Origin of the sequence: Pseudomonas sp. BNK-15, from assembly GCF_047456105.1 — a bacterium.
Taxonomy (GTDB): Bacteria; Pseudomonadota; Gammaproteobacteria; order Pseudomonadales; family Pseudomonadaceae; genus Aquipseudomonas; species Aquipseudomonas putida_E.
In genome coordinates this window covers 3,111,991-3,136,494 of sequence record NZ_CP179898.1, presented here as the reverse complement: position 1 = coordinate 3,136,494, position 24,504 = coordinate 3,111,991, and the positions used below count along the sequence as shown (strand labels likewise).

General features: G+C 63.6%; 15 protein-coding genes. 12 read left to right on the top strand and 3 right to left on the bottom strand.

What is annotated here, in order from left to right:
- Positions 1-95: 95 nt before the first annotated feature.
- Both ACMGF5_RS14295 and ACMGF5_RS14290 read left to right on the top strand, forming a co-directional pair.
- A complete protein-coding gene (locus ACMGF5_RS14295) occupies positions 96-4,370 on the top strand; it encodes a DEAD/DEAH box helicase (protein WP_414156890.1) in 4,275 nt (1,424 codons plus the stop codon).
- Positions 4,371-4,471: 101 nt separating this feature from the next.
- Positions 4,472-6,091 (top strand): FMN-binding glutamate synthase family protein, encoded by a 1,620-nt coding sequence (locus tag ACMGF5_RS14290; protein ID WP_046787779.1) that lies wholly within the window; start codon positions 4,472-4,474, stop codon positions 6,089-6,091.
- 99 nt (positions 6,092-6,190) lie between these two features.
- Here the strand turns inward: ACMGF5_RS14290 and ACMGF5_RS14285 are convergent, their stop codons facing one another.
- Positions 6,191-7,609: an amino acid permease gene (locus ACMGF5_RS14285; RefSeq protein WP_115273707.1), complete on the bottom strand. Its 1,419-nt coding sequence runs from the start codon at positions 7,607-7,609 to the stop codon at positions 6,191-6,193.
- Positions 7,610-8,002: 393 nt separating this feature from the next.
- Here ACMGF5_RS14285 and ACMGF5_RS14280 point away from each other — a divergent pair, with 393 nt between their 5' ends.
- From ACMGF5_RS14280 to ACMGF5_RS14270, 3 genes are all read left to right on the top strand, one after another.
- The gene (locus ACMGF5_RS14280; RefSeq protein WP_346640828.1) at positions 8,003-11,140 is read left to right on the top strand and encodes a transglycosylase domain-containing protein; all 3,138 of its coding nucleotides are present in this window, start codon (positions 8,003-8,005) and stop codon (positions 11,138-11,140) included.
- Positions 11,141-11,229: 89 nt separating this feature from the next.
- Positions 11,230-11,775, top strand: a complete 546-nt coding sequence (locus tag ACMGF5_RS14275) for a PadR family transcriptional regulator (RefSeq protein WP_039603315.1) — start codon at positions 11,230-11,232, stop codon at positions 11,773-11,775.
- Complete coding sequence (locus ACMGF5_RS14270) at positions 11,768-12,526, top strand: siderophore-interacting protein (protein WP_115273705.1); 759 nt, start codon at positions 11,768-11,770, stop codon at positions 12,524-12,526. Before ACMGF5_RS14275 ends, ACMGF5_RS14270 begins: the two co-directional genes overlap by 8 nt.
- A 9-nt stretch (positions 12,527-12,535) precedes the next feature.
- Here ACMGF5_RS14270 and ACMGF5_RS14265 read toward each other — a convergent pair whose 3' ends face one another.
- Both ACMGF5_RS14265 and ACMGF5_RS14260 read right to left on the bottom strand, forming a co-directional pair.
- Positions 12,536-13,216 carry a Pr6Pr family membrane protein gene (locus tag ACMGF5_RS14265; RefSeq protein WP_115273704.1) on the bottom strand — a complete coding sequence of 227 codons (681 nt, stop codon included), beginning with the start codon at positions 13,214-13,216 and terminating at the stop codon, positions 12,536-12,538.
- Position 13,217: 1 nt separating this feature from the next.
- Positions 13,218-13,439 (bottom strand): VF530 family DNA-binding protein, encoded by a 222-nt coding sequence (locus ACMGF5_RS14260; RefSeq protein WP_046787783.1) that lies wholly within the window; start codon positions 13,437-13,439, stop codon positions 13,218-13,220.
- Positions 13,440-13,608: 169 nt separating this feature from the next.
- Between ACMGF5_RS14260 and ACMGF5_RS14255 the strand changes: the two genes are divergently transcribed.
- From ACMGF5_RS14255 to cmoB, 7 genes are all read left to right on the top strand, one after another.
- Entirely contained in the window at positions 13,609-15,660 is a 2,052-nt protein-coding gene (locus tag ACMGF5_RS14255) for a TonB-dependent receptor (RefSeq protein ID WP_414156889.1), read from the top strand.
- A 215-nt stretch (positions 15,661-15,875) separates the two neighbouring features.
- Positions 15,876-17,222, top strand: coding sequence for a carbohydrate porin (locus tag ACMGF5_RS14250; RefSeq protein ID WP_119688354.1), 1,347 nt, complete (start codon positions 15,876-15,878; stop codon positions 17,220-17,222).
- A gap of 28 nt (positions 17,223-17,250) precedes the next feature.
- Positions 17,251-19,662, top strand: coding sequence for a glucose/quinate/shikimate family membrane-bound PQQ-dependent dehydrogenase (locus ACMGF5_RS14245; protein ID WP_115273701.1), 2,412 nt, complete (start codon positions 17,251-17,253; stop codon positions 19,660-19,662).
- A 134-nt stretch (positions 19,663-19,796) separates the two neighbouring features.
- Positions 19,797-22,217 (top strand): endopeptidase La, encoded by a 2,421-nt coding sequence (gene lon, locus ACMGF5_RS14240; RefSeq protein WP_046787787.1) that lies wholly within the window; start codon positions 19,797-19,799, stop codon positions 22,215-22,217.
- Between the two features lie 108 nt (positions 22,218-22,325).
- A complete protein-coding gene (locus ACMGF5_RS14235; RefSeq protein ID WP_046787788.1) occupies positions 22,326-22,718 on the top strand; it encodes a protease inhibitor I42 family protein in 393 nt (130 codons plus the stop codon).
- An 89-nt stretch (positions 22,719-22,807) separates the two neighbouring features.
- Positions 22,808-23,551 carry a carboxy-S-adenosyl-L-methionine synthase CmoA gene (gene cmoA, locus ACMGF5_RS14230; RefSeq protein WP_046787789.1) on the top strand — a complete coding sequence of 248 codons (744 nt, stop codon included), beginning with the start codon at positions 22,808-22,810 and terminating at the stop codon, positions 23,549-23,551.
- Positions 23,548-24,504 carry a tRNA 5-methoxyuridine(34)/uridine 5-oxyacetic acid(34) synthase CmoB gene (gene cmoB, locus ACMGF5_RS14225; protein ID WP_046787790.1) on the top strand — a complete coding sequence of 319 codons (957 nt, stop codon included), beginning with the start codon at positions 23,548-23,550 and terminating at the stop codon, positions 24,502-24,504. The genes cmoA and cmoB overlap by 4 nt, the downstream gene beginning before the upstream one ends.

Here is a 24,504-nt window from a genome sequence, read left to right as displayed (position 1 = left end):
CCCGTGAGGATCCCATGGAGCCCTGTCGCCGGCAAGCCGGCTTCACAGACGAACGGTCCCTTGCCAATCTGCCAGCGACCCTCCATAACCTTCTCATGAACCTGCCTGCCCAACAGCACCCGGTGCTTGAGCTGTTCCTCCCCGCCATCGGCACCTGGTTCCGTCGCCATTTCGCCACGGTCACCGACGCCCAGGCCCGCGCCTGGCCGTTGATTCACGCCCGCCAATCGATGCTGCTGGCCGCGCCGACCGGCTCGGGCAAAACCTTGAGCGCCTTTCTCGCGGTGCTCGACGAGCTGTTCCGTGAGGGCCTTGAACACAACGGCGAACTGCCCGCGCAAACCCAGGTAGTGTACGTTTCGCCGCTCAAGGCACTGTCCAATGACATTCGCCTGAACCTGCAGGCGCCGCTCGAAGGCATCAGCCAGGCACTGCTAGACCAGGGGCTGACGCCGCCGCGCATCACCACTGCCGTACGCACCGGCGACACGCCACAAAAAGAACGCGCGGCCATGCGCAAACTGGCCCCGCACATCCTCGTGACCACGCCTGAGTCGCTCTACGTGCTGATGGGCTCTGCCTCGGGCCGCGCTGGCTTGAGCGGCGTGCACACGGTGATCGTCGATGAGATTCACGCCTTGGCCGGCAACAAGCGCGGCGCCCACCTGGCACTGACGCTGGAGCGCCTGCAAGCGCTCACCGGGCGGGGGCTGCGGCGCATAGGGTTGTCTGCCACCCAGCGCCCGGTGGAGCGCGTGGCCGCGTTTCTGGCCGGCCACCAACGCCCTTGCGCAATCGTCGATATCGGCCACGCCCGCCAGCGCGACCTTGCCCTTGAAGTGCCCCCCGTGCCCTTGGGCGCGGTCATGGCCACGGATGTGTGGAACCTGGTCTACGATCGCCTGGCAGCTCTGGCCCGTGAACACCGCACCACGTTGGTATTCGTCAACACTCGGCGCCTGGCCGAACGCCTCACCCGCCACCTCAGCGACCGCCTTGGCAAAGAGGCCGTGGCCGCACACCACGGCAGCCTGGCCAAGGAGCTGCGCCTGGATGCGGAGCAGCGCCTGAAAAACGGCCAGTTGCAGGTGCTGGTAGCCACGGCTTCCCTGGAGCTGGGTATCGATATCGGTGATGTCGACCTGGTTTGCCAGATCGCCTCGCCAGGCTCCATCGCCGCGTTCTTGCAGCGGGTCGGCCGCTCCGGGCACCAGGTCGAAGGCATCCCCAAAGGGCGCCTGTTCGCCACCTCGCGGGATGACCTGATCGAGTGCACGGCCCTGCTCGACTGTGTGCAACAGGGCGAGCTCGAGCAGTTGCACATACCCCATGCGCCACTGGACGTTCTGGCCCAGCAGATCGTCGCCGAAACCAGCAACCAGCCGTGGCAGGAACAGGCATTGTTCGACTGCCTGCGCAAGGCAACGCCCTACACCGAGCTGGACACCAAGCATTACCAAGCGCTGCTAAGCATGCTCGCCGAAGGCTACAACGGACGCCAAGGCATTCGCAGCGCCTACCTGCACCGCGACGCGGTGAGCGGCACCTTGCGCGGGCGCCGCGGTAGCCAGCTGACCGCGCTCACCAGCGGCGGCACCATCCCCGAGACCGCCGACTACGCTGTGCTGCTGGAGCCGCAGGCGCTGAACATCGGCAGCGTCAACGAAGACTTTGCCGTGGAGAGCATTGCTGGCGACATCTTTCAGTTGGGCAATGCGTCCTATCGGATCCTGCGGGTGGAACCCGGCCGGGTAAGGGTCGAAGACGCCCACGGCCTGCCGCCGACCATTCCGTTCTGGCTAGGAGAGGCGCCGGGACGCAGTGACGAATTGTCCGCCGCCGTTGCCCGCCTGCAGGCACGTCTCGATGAGCAACTGGGGCTGAGTAACGGCGCTTTCGCCCCAGTGCTGTCATGGCTGCAAAGTACTTATGCACTGGACGAGGCCTGCGCCAGCCAACTGCTCGATTACCTGGGGCGTACCCGTGAAGTGCTGGGCGCCCTGCCCTCGCAACACACGCTGGTGATGGAGCGCTTCTTCGACGAGTCCGGTGGCACCCAGTTGATCATCCATTCGCCCTACGGCAGCCGCATCAACCGCGCCTGGGGCCTGGCGCTGCGCAAACGCTTCTGCCGCACGTTCAATTTCGAATTGCAGGCGGCAGCCAGCGAGGACGCCATCGTGCTGTCACTGTCGACCAGCCACAGTTTCGAGCTGGACGAAGTCTGGCGCTACCTGTCCAGCCGCAACGCCGAGCACATTCTCATCCAGGCCCTGCTCGATGCGCCCTTGTTCGGGGTGCGCTGGCGTTGGAACGCGGCAGTGGCAATGGCCTTGCCGCGCTACGTCGGGGGACGCAAGGTGGCGCCGCAGATCCAGCGAATGAAAAGCGAAGACCTGATTGCCGCCGTGTTCCCCGACCAGATCGCCTGCCTGGAAAACATCGTCGGTGAACGGCAAATCCCGGATCACCCGCTGATCGAGCAGACCCTCGACGACTGCCTGCACGAAGCCATGGACAGCGAGGGCTGGATGGCACTGTTGAGGCGCATGGAAAGTGGCCAGGTGCGCTTGCTGAGCCGCGACCTGCCGGCCCCCTCGCCGCTGGCCTCGGCCATCCTCAACGCCAGGCCATATGCTTTCCTTGATGATGCACCGCTGGAGGAGCGCCGAACCCAGGCGGTACTCAACCGACGCTGGAACGAGGTGCACAGTGGCGACGACCTGGGCGCGCTGGACGCCGATGCCATCAGCGCTGTCCAGGCAGAGGCCTGGCCGCAACCCGGCAGCGCCGACGAAATGCACGAAGCCTTGATGACCCTGGGCGCCATCAGCCAGCACGAAGTCCAGGCCAACCCGACCTGGGGCTTGCTGCTCAGGCAACTGGCCAAGGCGGGCCGGGCGCTACGCTTGCCCGACGAACACCTGTGGCTGGCCCGCGAGCGCCTGAGCCTGCTCCAAGCGCTGTATCCGGATGCACGTCTGGAGCCCGCCCTCCACGTGCTCCCCGGCTTCGACCAGGCCCTGGACCCGGACAGTGCACTGAGCGAGCTGCTGCGCGCCCGCCTGAGCGGCCACGGCCCGCTGACCCTGGCGCAGATCGCGGCACCACTGGGCAAGCCGCAGGCAGCCATCGAACAGGCACTGGCCCGCCTGGAAGCAGAGGGCTACGTACTGCGCGGCCAGTTCAGCCCAGGTGAGGTGCAACGGCAATGGTGCGAACGCCACCTGTTGGCGCGTATCCATCGCTACACAGTCAAACGCCTGCGCCGGGAGATCGAGCCGGTAAGCCTGCAGGACTTCATGCGCTTTGTGTTTGACTGGCAGCACCTTGCGGCCGACGAAAAATTGCGTGGGCCGCACGCTGTGGCCGAGGTGCTTGAGCAGTTGCAGGGTTTCCCAGCCGCGGCCGGCGCCTGGGAGGCAGAGCTGCTGCCGGCACGGATCAAGGACTACAGCATTCACTGGCTCGACGAGGCGTGCCGTAGCGGGCAGTTCGCCTGGAGCCGCCTGGCGGGCAAAGTGTCGAGCAGTACGCTGGCGAGTACGCCGCTGGTGCTGTTGCCACGTCAACACCTGGGCTTGTGGCGCAGCCTTGTACCTGCGCCGGCTCTGGACGAGCTAAGCCCGCGTGCGCAACGTGTGCATCAGGTATTGCAGGCGCATGGCGCTCTGTTCTTCGACGAACTGACCCAGCAAGCCCACTTGTTGCCCAGCGAGCTGGAAACGGCGTTACAGGAATTGGTCGGTTCGGGCCTTGCAAGTGCCGACAGCTTTACCGGGCTGCGTAGCCTTATCACCCCGGCGGCGAAACGCTCATCGCGCAACAGCCGGCGCGGCCATGCGCCGATTTCCACCAGCATGGCGCACGCCGGGCGCTGGGCGCTGTTACGCAGGGGCAATGCCGAAGTGGACGACGGGCAACGGTTGGAACACCTCGCCCGCACCCTGTTAAGACGCTATGGCGTGATCTGCTGGCGGCTGCTGGAGCGCGAGAGTGATGTGCTGCCACCCTGGCGTGAGCTGCTGCGCTGCTGCCACCGGCTTGAGGCGCGCGGCGAGATTCGCGGCGGGCGCTTCATCGCCGGCTTGGCCGGGGAGCAGTTCGCCCTGCCCGAAGCGGTCGGGCTGCTGCGCCAGGTACGCCGGCGCGAGATGGAGGGCGCGCTGGTGGTGGTCAGTGCCAGTGACCCACTGAACCTGATCGGGTCGCTGCTGCCCGGAGCGAAGGTGCCGGCGGCCGGTGGCAATCGTGTGTTGTACCGCGATGGCGTGCCGGTGGCAGTGCGAGTTGCCAACCGCTACGCCTACCTGGTGCAAGCGACGAATGAAGAGCAGCAACGGTGGCGGCAGAAACTGCTGCGCGAATGATTTTCGATACCCCGATTTTCATGTTCAGCGCTGCGCAACCGGGCTATGGTCGGGGTTTGCCCCAGGCCCTGAGCCTGACCGCGCCATCGTAAGGACCCCGTATGAGCCTGTCACTTCTCAGTCGCTATGCCGTGTTTGCCGCCTGTGTTCTGTTCACCGTGGCGAGCCTGCCGTTCCTGAACCATGAATGGCTGTGGCCGTTCACCCTGATTACGGCCGTGCTCAGCCTGATCGGTTTGTTCGACCTGCTGCAGCAACGCCACGCGGTACGCCGCAACTACCCGATACTGGGCAACATCCGCTACCTGGTCGAGGGCATTCGCCCGGAGATCCGCCAGTACCTGCTGGAAGCCGACAGCGATGCCCTGCCCTTCTCCCGCGCCCAGCGCTCGCTGGTGTACGCGCGGGCCAAGAACGAAGCGTCGGACAAGCCCTTCGGTACGCTGATCGACGTGTACGAGTCTGGCTTCGAGTTCATCGGCCACTCCATGCGCCCGGCCCCGCTGGCCGACCCCTCAAGCTTCCGGATCATCATTGGCGGACCGCAGTGCAGCCAGCCCTATTCGGCATCGATCTTCAACATTTCCGCCATGAGCTTTGGCTCGCTGAGTGCCAATGCCATCCGCGCGCTCAACCAAGGGGCCAAGCTGGGCAACTTCCACCATGACACCGGCGAAGGCAGCATCAGCCCCTACCACCGCGAACACGGCGGCGACCTGGTGTGGGAACTGGGCAGCGGCTACTTCGGCTGCCGCACAGCGGACGGGCGCTTCGACCCCGAGCGTTTTGCCGCCCAGGCGCGCAGCCCGCAGGTGCGGATGATCGAGATCAAGATGAGCCAGGGCGCCAAGCCCGGCCACGGCGGCATCCTGCCCAAGCACAAGGTCACCCGGGAAATCGCCGAGACCCGCGGCATTCTCATGGGTGAGGACTGCATCTCGCCATCCCGCCACAGCGCGTTCTCCACACCCATCGAGATGATGCAGTTCATCGCCCGTCTCCGTGAGCTGTCCGGCGGCAAGCCGGTGGGCTTCAAGTTCTGCCTGGGCCACCCGTGGGAATTCATGGGCATCGCCAAGGCCATGCTGGAAACAGGCATCCTGCCCGACTTCATCGTGGTCGATGGCAAGGAAGGTGGTACCGGTGCCGCACCGGTGGAGTTCACCGACCATATCGGTGTGCCGCTGCGCGAAGGGCTGCTGTTCGTGCACAACACCCTGGTCGGCCTGAACCTGCGCGACAAGATCAAGCTTGGCGCCAGCGGCAAGATCGTCAGCGCCTTCGACATCGCCAGCGTGCTGGCCATCGGTGCCGACTGGGCCAACTCTGCTCGCGGCTTCATGTTCGCCATCGGCTGCATCCAGTCGCAGAGTTGCCATACCAACAAATGCCCCACGGGCGTGGCCACACAAGACCCGTTGCGCCAGCGTGCGCTGGTGGTCCCGGACAAAGCCCAGCGGGTCGTGAACTTCCACCACAACACCTTGCGCGCCCTGGCAGAAATGCTCGCAGCGGCCGGCCTGGAACACCCCGCGCAACTGGAAGCCAAGCACTTGGTGCGGCGCGTGTCGGCTACCGAAATCAAGCTGTTCTCGCAGATGCATGTGTTCTTGAAGCCGGGGGAGTTGCTGACTGGCGAGGTGGACGGGCAGTTCTATTCGCGGATGTGGCAGCTGGCGCGGGCGGACAGCTTCGAGCCGCACAGTGAGGTGGCGGCCTGATAGACCCCTGGGGCTGCTGCGCAGCCCTTTCGCGACACAAGACGGCATCTACCGGGATGTGTCGCGAAAGGGCCGCAAAGCGGCCACGGCTATCTCACATCAGGAAGCGTTACCGGCTACACCCTGTAGTTCTTTCGGCGCCAGGCGGAACGCGTAGTACAGCACCGTCAGCAGCACCAGGAACGCCGGGCCAATGTACAGCGCCACACGGGTATCCTCGAAGTACGCCATCAAGCCAACCACCAGCACCAGGAAGCCCAGCGCCAGGTAGGAACTGAGCGGCCACAGCCACATGCGGTACTTCAAGCCCTTGCGCTCGGCGGCCGACAGCCCGGCGCGGAACTTGAGCTGCGCCAGCAGGATCATCACCCAGGTCCAGATCGCGCCGAAGGTGGCGATCGACGTCACCCAGACGAACACCTTCTCTGGCACCAGGTAGTTGGCCAGCACCCCCAGCAGCAAGGCACCGATGGACAGCAGCAGCGCGTTACGTGGCACGCCGTTTTTCGAAGTACGGGCAAAGACGGCTGGCGCCTGGCCATTTTGCGCCAGGCTGTAGAGCATGCGCCCGGTGCTGAAGATACCGCCGTTGCAGGACGACAGCGCGGCAGTGATCACCACGAAATTGATGATGCCGGCTGCTGTCTTGATACCCAGGCGCTCGAAGGTCATGACGAACGGGCTGCCCTGGCTGCCGATTTCATTCCACGGGTAGATCGACAGGATCACGAACAAGGCACCGACGTAGAACAGCAGAATGCGCCAGAACACCGAGCCAATGGCCTGCGGGATGGTTTTTTGCGGGTTGCGGGCTTCGCCGGCAGTCAGGCCGATCATTTCCACGCCCAGGTAGGCGAACATCACCATCTGCAGCGACATCAGCACACCGGTCACGCCATTGGGCATGAACCCGCCATTGCTCCACAGGTTGGAGATACCGACTGCCACACCGTCGTTGCCCAGGCCGAAGGCGATGATGCCGATGCCGCCCAGGACCATGGCGATGATGGTGACGATCTTGATCAAGGCAAACCAGAATTCGAACTCGCCGAAAGCCTTGACCGCGATCAGGTTCACCGCGCCCATGCTGCCCAGCGCCGCCAGGGCCCAGATCCAGCGTGGCACGTCCGGGAACCAGATGCCCATGTAGATGGCCACGGCGGTGATTTCCGCGACGCAGGTCACCAGCCACAGGAACCAGTAGTTCCAACCGGTCAGAAAGCCCGCCAACGGGCCAAGGTAGTCCTGGGCATAGCGGCTGAACGAACCGGCGACAGGGTTGTGCACGGCCATCTCGCCGAGGGCACGCATGATCACCAGGATCGCCAGGCCACCGATGATGTAGGAAAGCATGATCGCGGGGCCGGCCATCTCAATGGCTTTGGCCGAACCGAGGAAAAGACCGACGCCGATACAGGCGCCCAGCGCCATCAGACGGATGTGCCGTTCGCCCAGTTCACGCTTGAGCGGGCCGCCTTGTGCGGTCTCGCCATGGGCAGGGTGGTTGCCGACGGGCATAGCAATACAACCTCATTTTGTTATTGGATTTGACCTTCGTGCAGCGCCGGCCATGCCGATAGGCGTGGCGTTGGCTTGCCAGGCTGGCCTTGTGGGCCGGCCCGTGTGCCGGTGTAGAGCGGCCCGGCAGGGCGAAGGGGCCGAGCAGTATAGGAAGCTCGCTGTAGGGCTTTTCACTATAAATAACTCAAAATTTGGAGAGAAACCCGCAGACCTACCGCTGCCTCCTGGCTCACCCCCACTACCCTAGCAACTTGGTTGTAAGAAGAAACCCACACCAAAGGCGCATATCCCACATGGGGTTTCTGCACTTTCTACAAATTTTTCACCTACTGCCTTCAACGTCTAAGCTTCAGACAAGCAAGACGAAAATACCTGGCCGGATTGAAGACTATGGGCGCACTGTGGCAATCGGAACCATCCAGAACGGAAGCACCCGAAACACCTCTGGCCGACACGCCGCAGCCAAAGTCCCCACGTCAGCGTCGGCTTTGGTGGCGGCTGATCCTGCTGATCCTGCTGGTGGCGATCACCGCCATCGGCTTTGCCGCCTATGACGAGTTCCGTACGTCCGACCTGCAGTCCCGCGAGTTCAGCAAGCTGGCCAGCACCCTTACCTATTCACTGCAGCCGGGGCCCAGTGACGCCATCGTCTACCCCGGCGAGGGGCCGTTCGACAAACGTCTGGGCTATAGCGCGCTGGGCGAGTTCCTGCCGCGCCTGCTCAAGCGCGACTACCTGATCAGCGAGCAGGTACGGTTTTCGCCTGCCTTGATGAACTACGTGGACCACGGCCTGTTCGCGCCCTACATCGAGAAAATCCAGGCCGGATTGTCGATCATCGATTGCCGCGGCGACACGCTGTACCAGTACAACTACCCGCAATACCTGTATCCGAACTTCGCCGCAATCCCACCGGTGATGGTCAACAGCCTGCTGTTCATCGAAAACCGCGACCTGCTGGACCCCAAGGACCCGAAAAACAACCCGGCAGTCGACTGGCCGCGCTTCGCCAAGGCCGCCTACAGCCAGGTGGCCAAATACCTGGCCTTGCCCGGCCAGTCCGCCGGTGGCAGCACGCTGGCCACGCAGCTGGAAAAATACCGCCATTCACCGGACGGCCTGACGGTCTCCGGTGCCGAGAAGATCCGCCAGATGATTTCCGCCAGCGTGCGCGCCTACCAGGGCGGGCCTGATACCACCGAGGCACGCCAGCGCATCGTGCGCGACTACCTCAACAGCGTGCCGCTGTCGGCGGTGCCCGGCCATGGTGAAGTGCATGGCATGGCCGAAGGCCTGCGTGTGTGGTACGGCGCCGATTTCGACCAGGTCAACCAGGCCCTCACCTCGACCGCGACAGACCCCGAAAGCATGGCCGCACGTGGCTTGGCATTGCGTCAGGTGCTGTCGTTGATGATCGCCCAGCGCCGCCCCTCGCATTACCTGACCAAGGGCCGCGTCGAACTGGCCGAACTCACTGATTCGCACATCCGCGTGCTCGCTGCCAACGGCATCATCGAGCGCGCCCTGGCCGACGCAGCGTTGGCCAGCAAGGCGCTGTACCGCGACTGGGTGGCACAGCCGACCATCGTTCCGATCATCACCAACAAAGGCATCAGCCTGGCTCGCAACCGCCTGTCAGGCATGCTCAACCGCCCGCTGTATGACCTGGACCGCCTTGACCTCTCGGCAACGAGCACCTTGCAGGCCGACCTTCAGCTTCAGGTCAGCCAGTACCTGAAGAACCTCTCCGACCCTGAATTCGCTGCGCAGATCGGCCTGATCGGTGAGCGCCTGCTGACCAGCAAGACCACCGACCAAGTGCGCTACAGCTTCACCTTGTTCGAACGCACCGTCGATGGCTCACGGGTGCGGGTACAGACTGACAGCACCGACCAGCCCTTCGACATCAACGAAGGCAGCAAGCTTGAACTGGGCTCGACGGCCAAGCTGCGGGTGCTCACCACCTATCTGCAGATCATCGCCGAACTGCACGACAAGTACGCTGGCATGCCCGCCGCCGAGCTGAAGAAGGTCGAGGTCGCCGAGCTCGATCGCATCACCCAATGGTCACTGGAATGGCTGGCGCTGAACAGCAAGAACCAGAGCCTGGATGCCATGCTCGACGCAGCCCTGGAGCGCAAGTACTCGGCCAACACCGGCGAAGCGTTCTTCACCGGCGGCGGCATGCACGTGTTCAACAACTTCCGCAAGGAGGACAACAGGCGCAACCCGACCCTCAAAGAAGCCCTGCGCGAGTCGATCAACCTGCCCTTCATTCGCCTGATGCGCGACCTGGTGCGCTACGTGACCTACCAGCAGCCATTCAACCGCGTGCCGCTGCTCAAGGACGATTCGGACCCGCGCCGCCAGGAATACCTGGCACGCTTTGCCGACAAGGAAGGCACCAGCTACCTGATGCGCTTCTGGAGGAAGTACCAGCGCAAAACCTCCCAGCAACGCCTGGATACGTTCCTCGACAGCATGCGCGTCACGCCGCAGCGCCTGGCCGCAGTACACCGCTATCTGTTCCCGGCGGCTGGCCAGGAAACCTTCAATGCATTTGTTCGCGCGCATATCAAGGAAAACAAGGTCGCCCTGAACAGGCTCACCGATGGCCGTCTGGCAGAGATGTACGAGGCCTACGGCCCCGGCAAATATGACCTGCCTGACCAAGGCTACATCGCCAAGGTTCACCCGCTGGACCTGTGGCTGCTCGGCTACCTGCTGAGGAACCCGAGCGCCTCGCTGACCGAGATGGTCAACGCCAGCCGCTTCGAGCGTCAGGAAGTCTATGGCTGGCTGTTCAAGAGCCGCCACCAGGGTGCCCGGGACAGCCGTATCCGCACCATGGTGGAAATCGAAGCCTTCCTCGATATTCACCAGCGCTGGAAGAGCGTGGGTTACCCCTTCGATCACCTGGTGCCGTCACTGGCCACCGCCATCGGCAGCTCCGGCGACCGTCCTGCGGCTCTGTCCGAGCTGGTCGGCATCATTCAGAACGACGGTGTGCGCCTGCCCACACTGCGCATCGATACGCTGCACTTCGCCGCCGATACGCCCTACGAAACCAGGCTGAACAGCGACCCCGACCGTGGCCAGCGAATTCTCCCGGTGGAAGTGGCCCGGGCACTCAAAGGCGCCATGTCGCAAGTGGTCGACGCAGGTACGGCGCGGCGTATTTCCGGCAGCTTCAAGCTGCAGGACGGCACCCCGCTGGTGATGGGCGGCAAGACCGGTACAGGCGACAACCGCATCGAAAGCTTCGGCGCCGGGGGCCGGTTGATCGGCTCGCGTTCGCTGAACCGCACCGCCACCTTCGTGTTTTTCCTCGGCGACAACCACTTCGGCACGCTGACCGCCTTCGTGCCAGGGCGCTCTGCGGAGGCGTTCAAGTTCACCTCGGCGCTGCCTGTGCAGGTGCTCAAGGGGATGGCGCCCATCCTCATGCCGTACCTTGAGCCTGGCAATCCGAACGCGTGCAAACCGCCGCAGGTTGCGATGCTTGCGAGTGACCCATCTAAAATTTAAATGATAACCATCGGCATTTGACCGCTTGTGTTTAGATATATCTTGAGTAATATCTTGCGATATATCTAAACACACGGAGCCTCGCTGCCATGCGTGAACATTCCGCCCACGACCCCTTCGAACGCCGCCCCGGCCGGGGTGAACGCGGTCCAAGGGTATTCGCCCCCGGCGACCTCAAGCTGTTGATGCTGTCGCTGCTGGCCGAGCAACCTGGCCACGGCTATGACCTGATCCGCCAGATCGAGAACTTGTTCGATGGCAGCTACACGCCCAGCCCCGGGGTTATCTACCCCACCCTCAACTTTCTCGAGGAAGCAGAGCTGATCAGCGGCCAGGTGCAAGGCAGCAAACGGCTCTACGCCATTACCCAGGCCGGCCGCACCGCCCTGGCTGATCAAGCCGTGGCCCTGGACGGCGTGCGCATGCGCATTGAAGTCAGCAAGCGCGCCCTGCGTGGCCACGACCGCCCGCCAGAAATTCACGAAGCGGTCGGCAACCTGCGCCATGCCCTGCACATGCACAGCGGCCGCTGGACAGCGGAAGAAATCGAACGGGTCCGCACCCTGCTCAACGACACTGCCAAGGCCATCGCCGCCGGGCCGGCCGCCCCTGCCACGGAGAACCTCCATGAGTGACACCATCCACCGCGTCAATCACGAAATCCGCCAGCGCCGCCTGCAGGTACTGCGGGTTACCGACCTCACCCCACGCATGCGCCGCATCACCCTCAAAGGCGCCGAGCTGGAAGGCTTCACCAGCCTGGGCAGTGACGACCACATCAAGCTGCTGTTCGCCGAAACAGCCGAACAACAACAGGCCATCGACGCCCGCAATATGGGCCGCGACGGCGGCGCGCGGCCTACCATGCGCGAATACACGCCGCGGCGCATCGACCTGGTCAATCATGAACTGGACATCGATTTCGTCCTGCATGGCGATGGCCCTGCATCAACCTGGGCTGCACAGGCTGCACCGGGGCAGACGCTGAACATTGCCGGGCCACGGGCTTCGATGGTGGTCCCGGATATCTTCGACAGCTACCTGCTCATTGGTGACGAAACAGCCATTCCGGCCATCGGGCGACGCCTTGAAGAACTGCCAGCAGGCCGGCGGGTGCTGGCGGTCATCCAGATCGAGGATGAGCAGGAGCGCCAACCTCTGCCGAGCAAGGCTGAAGTGGAAGTCATCTGGGTGAAGCGGGATGAGGATTTACTGGCGCTGGTGCAGGGGTTGAACTTGCCTGAGGGCAAGCTGTACAGCTGGGTGGCACTGGAGAAATCGCTGACCCGGCAGGCCAAGGCGCTGCTGCTGGAGAAAGGTGCGCCGGAAGATGCCCTCAAAGCGGCTGCCTACTGGCGGGCAGAAGGGACAGCGGACGACGAGTGATGTGCGTCGTCAGGCCCGGTCCTTTCGCGGTTTCACCCGCGAAGGGGCCTGCACAGGCCGAGCAAGCCGCCGCCCGCGCCAGCGATCGAGCCCAAGCAGTACCAGCGCAATTGCCCAGAACCCCGCCAGTACGCCCAAGGCATTGAGCATGACCTGCCCGTAGCCAAGGCTTGCAACGTCGATGAACGGATACGGGTAGACCCCGATCTCACTCCCCCGCCACAGTGCGTAGCCGAAATACACCGCCGGGTACAGCGCCCACGGCCCCAGGTGCCAGAGCCGCAAATGCCCCTTGGGCACGGCGAACCACCAGTACGCAATGTACAGTGCCGGCATCACGTCGTGCAGCAGTTCGTCCGCCAGCCATTGCCACCCCTCGGGTTGCCACAGATGCCGCAGCAACACGCTGTAGGCCAGCGCCACCAGCACGATGCTGGCGGCCACGGCGGAACTTACCGAGGGCGACAGGAAGAAGCGCTTGGCGCCTGATTCCCTGCCGAACGCCGCATAGCTGAGCACCGTCGCCACCAAGGTATTGGTCAACACCGTGAAATAGCCGAACACATTGATCAGCCCGCCGATCAGGCTCGCCGCTTCCTGCCAGCGCGCCAGCAGCACCAGGTACACCTGCACAGCCAGGCCCAGCCAGCCAAGCACTGCAGCCAGGGTCAGCCAGGGATGACGCGGCATCTCAGGCGTTGCGCTGCAGTTTCACGTAGAGCTGCTCGACTTTTTCCCGGGCCCAGGGCGTCTTGCGCAGGAAGGTCAGGCTCGACTTGATGGTCGGGTTGCTCTTGAAGCAGCGCACATCCACGCGCTCGGCCAGGCCCTGCCATTGGTAGTGCGCCACCAGCTCGGTGAGGATCTGCTCGAGGGTCTTGCCGTGCAGCGCGTTGTGGTTGGCCGTGCTCATGCCAGTACTCCCGCGGATAAAAAGATGCGCACATTACACGAGTGTAGTGATGAAGGGGGCGCGGCACCGTCAATACAAAAACCGCTGGCAAACGCTGAAACCTCTGTGCTGAAATAGTGATGTTATACAGTAACAATATAAAAGACTCTGCCAAGGACCGTCACTTTCCATGTTGTACTCTCCCCTACGCCTCTCTCCCCTCGCCGTCGCCCTCTGGCTCGCTTCATCACCCAGCCAGGCCGTGGAACTCGAACCCCAGGTCATCACCGCCAACCCACTGGGCAACCGCGAGCTGGCTGCCCCCAGCACCGTGCTCGAAGGCGACGACCTGCTGCAGCAACAGCACGGCAGCCTGGGCGAAACCCTCAACAAACAGCCCGGTGTCGCCTCCACCTGGTTTGGCCCAGGCGCCAGCCGCCCGGTGATTCGCGGCCTGGACGGTGACCGTATCCGCATCCTGCGTAACGGCGTCGGCGCCCTCGACGCCTCGGCGCTGTCTTACGACCATGCCGTGCCACTGGACCCGGTCACCGTCGAGCGCGTCGAAATCGTCCGTGGCCCCGCCGCCTTGCTCTACGGCGGCAACGCCATCGGCGGGGTGGTCAATACCTTCGACAACCGCATCCCCGACGCGCCCATCGAGGGCATTCACGGTGCCGGCGAACTGCGTTACGGCGGTGCCGATACCACGCGCAGCAGTGCCGGCAAGCTGGAAGCCGGTGACGGCACCTTCGCCCTGCACCTGGATGCCAACAGCCGCCAGTTCAACGACCTGCGCATCCCAGGCTACGCCCGCAGCTCGAAGGTGCGCGACGCTGATGAGCCCGGCAGCAAGCACCGCCTGGAAAACAGCGACGGACGCCAGGATGGCGGCGCAGTGGGCGGGTCCTACCACTGGGATCACGGCTATGCGGGCCTGTCCTACAGCCGCTACGACAGTAACTACGGCTCGGTGGCCGAGTCCGGCGTGCGCCTGGACATGAAGCAGGATCACTACGGCTTCGCCTCCGAACTGCGTGACCTCGAGGGTCCCTTCAGCTCGGTCAAGGTCGATGCCGGTTACACCGATTACCAGCACAGCGAAATCGAAGAAGGCGAAGTGCACACCACCTTCAAGAACAAGGGCTATGAGGCGCGTATCGAGGCCAGGCACCAACCAATCGGCCCGCTGGAAGGCGTGATCGGCGCCCAGGTCAGCCGCAATGAATTCTCGGCACTGGGTGAAGAAGCCTTCGTGCCGCACACCGATACCGATAGCCTGGCGTTGTTCATGCTTGAGCAATGGCAGGCCACCGAGCGCCTCGACCTGAGCCTGGGTGCGCGCCTGGAACACACCCGCGTCGACCCGGATGCCAAAGGCAACGAAAACTTCGTCGATGCCGACAGCGCCAGCAGCTTCAATGCCTTGAGCCTGTCTTCGGGGGCGGTGTACCAACTCGACCCGGTCTGGGCGCTCGCTGCCAACGTCGGTTACACCGAACGTGCCCCGACCTTCTACGAGCTGTACGCCAACGGCGCCCACGTCGCCACCGGGGCTTATGAAGTCGGTGATGCCAGCCTGAACAAGGAAAAAGCCATCTCCGCCGACCTGGCCCTGCGCTTCGACAATGGCACCCACAAGGGCAGCGTCGGGGTGTTCTACAGCCATTTTCGCAACTACATCGGCCTGATCGGCACGGGCAACATGCGAGAGGGCCATGACCACGACCATGGCGACGATGATCATGGCCACGATCACGATCACGACGACGGCGGGTTCCCTGAGTACCAGTACCAGGGCGTGCGGGCGCGTTTCTACGGCATCGAGGCCCAGGATCGCTGGCAGTTGGTCGAGAACCGCTACGGCAGTTTCGCCCTCGAGCTTTCGGGCGACTACACCCGGGCCAAGAACCTCGACAGTGGCGAGCCGCTGCCGCGCATTGCGCCTTTGCGGCTGAACAGCGGACTGGTCTGGGAGCTGGACCGTTGGCAGGCACGCGTTGATGTGCAGCATGCCGCGTCGCAGCATCGCAAGCCGGCGAATGAGACCAGCACCGATGGTTACACCACCCTGGGAGCGAGTGTGGGTTATCGCTTCGATATCGGCCAGAGCCAGTGGCTGGCGTTCGTGCGCGGTGAGAACCTGACGGATCAGACCGTGCGTTACGCCAGCTCGATTCTGCGCGATATCGCACCGGCGCCGGGGCGTAGTGTGGAAGTAGGCCTGCGCACGACCTTCTGATCTTCAAGGGGCGCTGTGCGCCCCATTCCCGCACTGTTACCGTGGGCGTAACAATCAACTGCGACAATTTGTCTTTTTTTCTTACAACTTCCCCTATATCCTCCCCGCCGCAAGCTGAATCGCTTCACTCACCTTTCCTGTCGCCATTTCCATCGAAGAGCTCGCTCATCGGTGCGTTTGCCGTTTTTTCGACAATCAAAAGATAGCGCTATCTCATGTTCTTACTGCCCAACATTCGCTACACCGGCACCGCCCTGATTGCCTTGGCCGCCTGTTTTTCGTCCACCACCAGCGCCAGTGAAATGTTCGCCAGCGACTCACCGTGGATGCTTGGTGACTGGGGCGGCACCCGCAGCGAGCTGCTGGAAAAAGGCTACGACTTCACCCTTGGCTACACCGGCGAGATGGGCAGCAACCTACACGGCGGTTACGACCACGACCGCACCGCGCGTTACAGCGACCAGTTCACCTTTGGCAGCCACCTGGACCTGGAAAAGATCCTGGGCTGGCAAGACACCGAACTGCAGCTGACCATCACCGAACGCCACGGGGACAACATCAGCAACGACCGCATCAACGACCCGCGGGTCGGCGGCTTCACTTCGGCCCAGGAAGTCTGGGGCCGAGGTGAAACCTGGCGGCTGACCCAGATGTGGATCAGGCAGAAATACTTCGATGGCGCCCTGGACGTGAAATTCGGCCGCTTCGGTGAAGGCGAGGACTTCAACAGTTTCCCCTGCGACTTCCAGAACCTGGCCTTCTGCGGCTCGCAGGTGGGCAACTGGGTCGGGGGCATCTGGTACAACTGGCCGGTCAGCCAGTGGGCGCTACGTGTGCGCTACAACATAAACGACGCCCTCTATGCTCAGGTCGGGGTGTTCGAGCAGAACCCCTCCAACCTCGAATCCGGCAACGGTTTCAAACTCAGCGGCAGCGGTACCCAGGGTGCGGTAATGCCGATCGAACTGGTGTGGAGCCCGCGGGTCAATGGCCTGAAAGGGGAATATCGCGCCGGGTACTACTACAGTAATGCCAAGGCACAGGATGTTCTGAAGGACAGCAACGGCCAGCCGGCCGCCATCAGTGGCGCCACCTACCGTAGCAGTTCGAGCAAGCACGGCCTGTGGATCGGCGCCCAGCAGCAGGTTACCTCGCTGGCCACTGACCAGTCGCGCGGCCTGAGCCTGTTCGCCAACGCCACAATGCACGACAAGAAGACCAATGCCATCGACAACTATGTGCAGGCAGGACTGGTATACAAGGGCCCCTTCGATGCCCGCGCCAAGGACGACATCGGTTTCGCCCTCGCCCGCGTGCACGTCAACCCCGCCTACCGCAAGAACGCCCGCCTGGCCAACCAGGCGGCCGGCCTCGACGACTACGACAATCCGGGTTTCCTGCCCGTGCAGGACACCGAGTACAGCGCTGAACTCTATTACGGCATTCACCTGGCCGACTGGCTCACGGTGCGCCCGAACCTGCAGTACATCCGCCATCCGGGCGGGGTGTCGCAGGTGGACGACGCCCTGATCGGCGGCCTGAAGATCCAAAGCACTTTCTGACAACCCTTCACCTAACGGAGAACATACGATGAGCACTGACGGTGCCAAGAATGGAAGCCGCTGGCTACCGCGCCTGATGGGCGTACTGCTGCTATTGATGGGCCTGGCCTTGCTGGCGGGCGGCATCAAGCTCAGCCAGCTCGGCGGGTCGCTGTATTACCTGATCGCCGGTATCGGCTTTGCCGTTTCGGGCGCACTGCTGCTGGCTCAGCGCCGACTTGCCCTGGGCCTGTACGGCCTGGTGCTGCTGGGCAGCACGGCATGGGCACTGCTGGAAGTGGGCCTGGACTGGTGGCAACTGGTACCACGCCTGGCCATCTGGTTCGCCATCGGCGTTGTGCTGCTGCTGCCTTGGGCACGCCGCCCGCTGACCGGCCCGGGCAACAAGGCCAATACCGCCCTGCTCAGCATTGCCGTGATCGCCTCTGGCGCTTGCGCGCTGGGCAGCCAGTTCACCCACCCGGGCGAAGTGTTTGGCGAACTGGGCCGCGACAACAGCGAAATGGGCAGTGCTGCACCGGCCATGCCCGACGGCGACTGGCAAGCCTATGGCCGCACCGAGCATGGTGACCGTTATTCGCCGCTGCGCCAGATCACCCCGCAGAATGCCTACCGCCTGGAAGAAGCCTGGCGCATCCGCACCGGTGACCTGCCAACGGACAACGACCCGGTCGAGTTGACCAACGAAAACACCCCGCTGAAGGCCAACGGCATGCTCTATGCCTGCACCGCCCACAGCAAGGTGCTGGCCCTGGACCCGGACACCGGTGCCGAGATCTGGCGCTACGACCCGCAGATCAAGACCCCGGTGGGTACGTTCAAGGGCTTCGCCCACATGACCTGCCGCGGCGTTTCGTACTATGACGAGAACAACTACGTCAGCCGCGACGGCAGCCCGGCACCGAAAGTCTCCGACGCAGGCCAAGCCGTGGCCCAAGCCTGCCCGCGCCGCCTCTACCTGCCGACTGCCGACGCCCGCCTGATCGCCATCAATGCCGACAACGGCAAGGTCTGCGAAGGCTTCGCCAACCAGGGCGCGATCGACCTGACCACCGGTATCGGCCCGTTCACCGCCGGCGGTTATTACTCCACCTCGCCGGTGGCGGTCACCCGCAGCCTGGTCATCATCGGCGGCCATGTCACCGACAACGAGTCGACCAACGAGCCTTCCGGCGTGATCCGCGCCTATGACGTGCACGATGGCCGCCTGGTCTGGAACTGGGACAGCAACAACCCTGAAGACACCCAGCCACTGGCCCCGGGCAAGACCTACAGCCGCAACTCGGCCAACATGTGGTCGCTGGCCAGCGTCGATGAAGACCTGGGCATGGTCTACCTGCCGCTGGGCAACCAGACACCCGACCAGTATGGCGCCAACCGTACCCCGGGTGCGGAGAAGTACAGCGCAGGCGTGGTCGCCCTGGACCTTGCTACCGGCAAGGCGCGCTGGAACTACCAGTTCACCCACCACGACCTGTGGGACATGGACGTTGGCAGCCAGCCCACCCTGGTTCATCTGAAGACCAAGGAAGGCGTCAAGCCTGCGATCATCGTACCGACCAAGCAGGGCAGCCTGTACGTGCTCGACCGCCGCGACGGTACCCCCATCGTGCCGATCCGCGAGATCCCGGTACCGCAAGGTGCGGTCAAGGGTGACCACACTGCACCGACCCAGGCCCGCTCCGACCTCAATCTGCTCGGCCCGGACCTGACCGAACAGGCCATGTGGGGTGCCACACCGTTCGACCAGATGCTGTGCCGCATCCAGTTCCGCGAACTGCGCTATGAGGGCCAGTACACCCCGCCGTCCGAGCAAGGCTCGCTGGTCTACCCAGGCAACGTGGGTGTGTTCAACTGGGGCGGCGTCTCGGTCGACCCGGTGCGCCAACTGCTGTTCACCTCGCCCAACTACATGGCCTTCGTGTCGAAGATGGTGCCGCGCGAACAGGTTGCCGCCGGCAGCAAGCGCGAAAGCGAAACCAGCGGCGTGCAGCCCAACACCGGCGCGCCTTACGCCGTGATCATGCACCCGTTCATGTCGCCGCTGGGCGTGCCGTGCCAGGCACCGGCCTGGGGTTACGTGGCGGCCATCGACCTGTTCACCAACAAAGTGGTGTGGAAGCGCAAGAACGGCACCACCCGTGACAGCACGCCGATACCGATCGGCATGCCGGTAGGCGTGCCGAGCATGGGCGGCTCGATCGTCACTGCCGGTGGTGTCGGCTTCCTCAGCGGCACTCTGGACCAGTACCTGCGTGCTTATGACGTGAACAATGGCAAGGAGCTGTGGAAAGCCCGCCTGCCAGCGGGCGGCCAAGCCACGCCGATGACCTACACCGGCAAGGACGGCAAGCAGTACGTGCTGATCGTCGCCGGCGGCCACGGTTCGCTGGGCACCAAAATGGGCGATTACATCATCGCTTACAAACTCGCCGACTAAGCGGCAAGCTACAAGCGAAAGCGGGGCCTGCGAGGTCCCGCTTTTTTCTTGCGGCTTGAAGCTTGCAGCTTGAAGCTTGAAACCCATTCCCCCGCGCCCCATCTAAGCACCATAGCCATTCACGCAGGTGCCCCATGAGCGACCAGCAGGATTTTCCGGAACAACCCGACGAAAACAGCGAAATCGAACACCTTGATGGTCAGGCCCAAACCGGCCACGCCCTCGCCCTGCCCGGCCAGCAATTGCCGGACAAGGTCTACGTGATTCCGATCCACAACCGCCCGTTCTTCCCAGCACAAGTACTGCCGGTCATCGTCAACGAAGAGCCTTGGGCCGAAACCCTCGACCTGGTGGCCAAGACACCGGACCACTGCCTGGCCCTGTTCTTCATGGACACCCCTCCCGAAGACCACCGCCATTTCGACACTGCGGCTTTGCCGGAGTACGGCACCCTGGTCAAGGTGCACCATGCCAGCCGCGAAAACGGCAAGCTGCAGTTCGTCGCCCAGGGCCTGACCCGTGTACGCATCCGCACCTGGCTCAAGCACCATCGCCCGCCCTATCTGGTCGAAGTCGAATACCCACGCCAGCCAAGCGAGCCGACCGACGAGGTCAAGGCCTACGGCATGGCCCTGATCAATGCGATCAAGGAACTGCTGCCGCTCAACCCGCTGTACAGCGAGGAGCTGAAGAACTACCTCAACCGCTTCAGTCCCAACGACCCATCGCCACTGACCGACTTTGCCGCCGCACTTACCTCGGCCACCGGCAACCAGTTGCAGGAAGTGCTCGATTGCGTGCCCATGCTCAAGCGTATGGAAAAGGTCCTGCCGATGCTGCGCAAAGAGGTCGAAGTTGCGCGCCTGCAGAATGAGATTTCCGCCGAGGTCAACCGGCAGATCGGCGAGCACCAGCGCGAATTCTTCCTCAAGGAACAGCTCAAGGTCATCCAGCAGGAGCTTGGCCTGACCAAGGACGACCGCAGTGCCGACCTCGAACAGTTCCAACAGCGCCTGCAAGGCAAGACCCTGCCGGAGCAGGCAAAAAAGCGCATCGATGAAGAAATGGCCAAGCTGGCCATTCTTGAAACCGGCTCCCCCGAATACGCCGTCACCCGCAACTACCTGGATTGGGCCAGTGCGCTGCCCTGGGGTGTATATGGCAAGGACAAGCTCGACCTCAAGCATGCGCGCAAGGTGCTCGACCAGCATCACGCGGGCCTCGATGACATCAAGGAACGCATCCTGGAGTTCCTCGCCGTGGGCGCCTGGAAGGGCGAGATCAGTGGTTCGATCGTGCTGCTGGTGGGCCCGCCAGGCGTGGGCAAGACCAGCATCGGCAAGTCCATCGCCGAATCGCTTGGGCGCCCGTTCTACCGGTTCAGCGTCGGCGGCATGCGCGACGAGGCCGAGATCAAGGGGCACCGGCGCACCTACATCGGCGCCCAACCAGGCAAGCTGGTGCAGGCGCTGAAGGATGTCGAGGTGATGAACCCGGTGATCATGCTCGACGAAATCGACAAGATGGGCCAGAGCTACCAGGGCGACCCGGCCTCGGCGCTGCTGGAAACCCTGGACCCCGAACAGAACGTCGACTTCCTCGACCATTACCTGGACCTGCGCCTGGACCTGTCCAAGGTGCTGTTCGTGTGTACCGCCAACACGCTGGACTCGATCCCCGGCCCTCTGCTCGACCGTATGGAAGTGATCCGCCTCTCCGGCTACATCACCGAAGAGAAACTGGCCATCGCCAAGCGTCACCTGTGGCCCAAACAGCTGGCAAAGGCCGGCGTGGCCAAGACCAGCCTGGCCATCAGCGATAGCGCCCTGCGCGCCGTGATCGAGGGCTATGCCCGCGAAGCCGGCGTACGCCAGCTGGAAAAACAGCTGGGCAAACTGGTGCGCAAGGCCGTGGTCAAGCTGCTCGAAGCCCCGGATGCCAAGCTCAAGATCGGCACCAAGGACCTGGAGGCCGCACTCGGCATACCCGTGTTCCGCAGTGAACAGGTGCTGGCAGGCAAAGGCGTGATTACCGGCCTTGCCTGGACCAGCATGGGTGGCGCGACATTGCCGATCGAGGCAACCCGCATCCACACGCTCAATCGCGGCTTCAAGCTCACCGGCAAGCTGGGTGACGTGATGAAGGAATCTGCCGAGATCGCCTACAGCTACGTCAGCTCCAACCTCAAGCAATTTGGTGGTGATCCGGCTTTCTTCAACGAAGCCTTCATTCACCTGCACGTGCCAGAAGGCGCCACGCCCAAGGATGGGCCGAGCGCCGGTATCACCATGGCCAGCGCACTGCTGTCGCTGGCCCGTGACCAGGCACCGAAAAAAGGGGTGGCCATGACCGGCGAGCTGACCCTCACCGGCCAGGTACTGCCGATTGGTGGTGTGCGCGAGAAGGTCATCGCAGCGCGGCGGCAGAAGATTTTCGAACTCATCCTGCCCGAGCCCAACCGCGGGGACTTCGAAGAATTGCCTGAGTACTTGCGTGAAGGGCTGACCGTGCACTTTGCCAAGCGCTTTGCCGACGTGGCTAAAGTGCTGTTCTGACCCGCAACGCCCTCATCGCCGGCAAGCCGGCGATGAGGGCGGCACTGATAGCACAAAACCCATCTATCATCGGTTATCCTCAGGCCTTCGCCAGCCTCTGGAGCTACCATGACTGTCCCTCGTCTGCTCGTTCCCCTGAGCCTCGTCCTGCTTACCGCCTGCGCCCAGCAGCCCAGGCAAACCGTCGAACTGGACGCTGAGAGCGAATGCCCCAAGCGCATGCAGGTCGGCCAGGCGCTCACCCTGACCCTGCCCAGCAACCCCTCCACCGGCTACCGCTGGCTGGTGCAGAACCCGGCCTCGAACATCTTGCGCAGCCTCGGCCCCGAGGTCTACAGCGCCCCCGAGGAAGCCGGCATCGTCGGCAGCGCGGGCATTTCCACCTGGCGCTTCGAAGCCCGTGCCGCAGGCGAAGGCCATCTGGTGCTGGTCTACCAGCAGCCCTGGGCCCCGGAAGTTCGGCCTGTACAGACCTTCGACTGCGCGGTGCAGGTCAACTGAACGCACAGCGCTGGTCAGCCGACCATGCATCCTTGGCGCGGTTTGGCTAGAATGCCGGCCCTGCCAATTGTCAGCCGCCTGGATTCACCGTGAGCAAACAACCCGACCGCCTTTTCGCCCAGCCTCTGGAGCAAGTTCCCGACTTCGTGTTCAACGAAGACGTGGTGCGCGTGTTCCCGGACATGATCAAGCGCTCGGTGCCCGGTTACCCGACCATCGTCGAGAACCTTGGTGTGCTCGCGGCGCGCTTCGCCCAGCCCGATACCGCCCTGTATGACCTCGGCGCGTCCCTTGGCGCCGTTACCCAGTCGCTGCGCCGCCATGTGCGCAGCGAGGGCTGCCGGGTGATCGCGGTGGACAACTCCGCGGCCATGGTCGAACGTTGCCGCCAGTACCTCACCGCGCAGGACTCGATGTTCCAGGAACTGCTGCCGGTTCAGGTACTGGACGCCGACATCCTGGCCCTGCCCTTCGAGCCTGCCTCGGTGGTGGCGATGAACTTCACCCTGCAGTTCATCGCCCCTGAACAGCGCCTGGCGTTGCTCGGCCGCATCCGTCAGGCATTGCTGCCCGGTGGCGCGCTGATCCTCTCGGAGAAACTGCATTTCGCCGATGACCAGGAGCAGACCCTACTCAATGAACTGCACCTGGACTTCAAGCGTGCCAATGGCTACAGCGAACTGGAAATCGCCCAGAAGCGCAGCGCCATCGAGAACGTGATGAAACCCGACACCCTGCACACCCACACCGAGCGCCTGCGCGCGGCGGGCTTCAGCAAGGTGGTGCCTTGGTTCCAATGCCTTAATTTCGCCTCGCTGATAGCCCTGCCATGATCGATCTGTCCCCCCTCGTCCGCCGCCTGGCGGGCACCCCACTGGCTTTATGGTCGCAAGGCCTGCAAGCACAACTTCAAGCCAAGCTGGAGAAAGGCCACGGCGACCTCGAGCGCTGGCGCGGTGCGCTGGACGCCCTGCCGGCACTGCAGCCAAGCGAAATCGACCTGGCCGACGGCCTGCGTCTGGACTGTGACTGCGACGACGCCACCCGCGCGCAGATGCGCCAGGCCCTGATGGGCCTGTCGCCCTGGCGCAAAGGGCCGTTCGACCTGTTCGGCGTGCATGTCGACACTGAGTGGCGCTCGGACTGGAAGTGGTCGCGCGTGGCACCGCACCTGGACCTGCAGGGCAAGCGTGTGCTCGATGTCGGTTGCGGCAACGGCTATTACCAATGGCGCATGCTCGGTGCAGGCGCCGACATGGTCATCGGGGTTGACCCCAACTGGCTGTTCTTCTGCCAGTTCCAGGCCGTGCAGCGGTACCTGCCCGGCTTGCCGGCCTGGCACCTGCCGTTTGCGCTGGAGGAACTGCCAGCCAGCCTGGAAGGTTTCGACACGGTGTTTTCCATGGGGGTGTTCTACCATCGCCGCTCCCCCATCGAGCACCTGCTGGCGCTCAAGGACTGCCTGGTCAAAGGGGGTGAGCTGGTACTGGAGACGCTAGTGGTCGAGGGCGACGAGCAGCAGGTACTGGTGCCTGAAGACCGCTACGCGCAGATGCGCAATGTCTGGTATCTGCCGTCGGTCCCGGCGCTGGAGCGCTGGTTGCGCCGTGCGGGTTTCAGCGATGTGCGCTGCGTGGATGTCAGTGTGACCAGCGTCGAGGAGCAGCGCAGCACCGAATGGATGCGCTACCAGTCGCTGGGAGACTTCCTCGACCCGAACGACCATAGCAAGACCATCGAGGGGTTGCCCGCCCCACGCCGCGCCACGCTGTTGGCGCGCAAATGA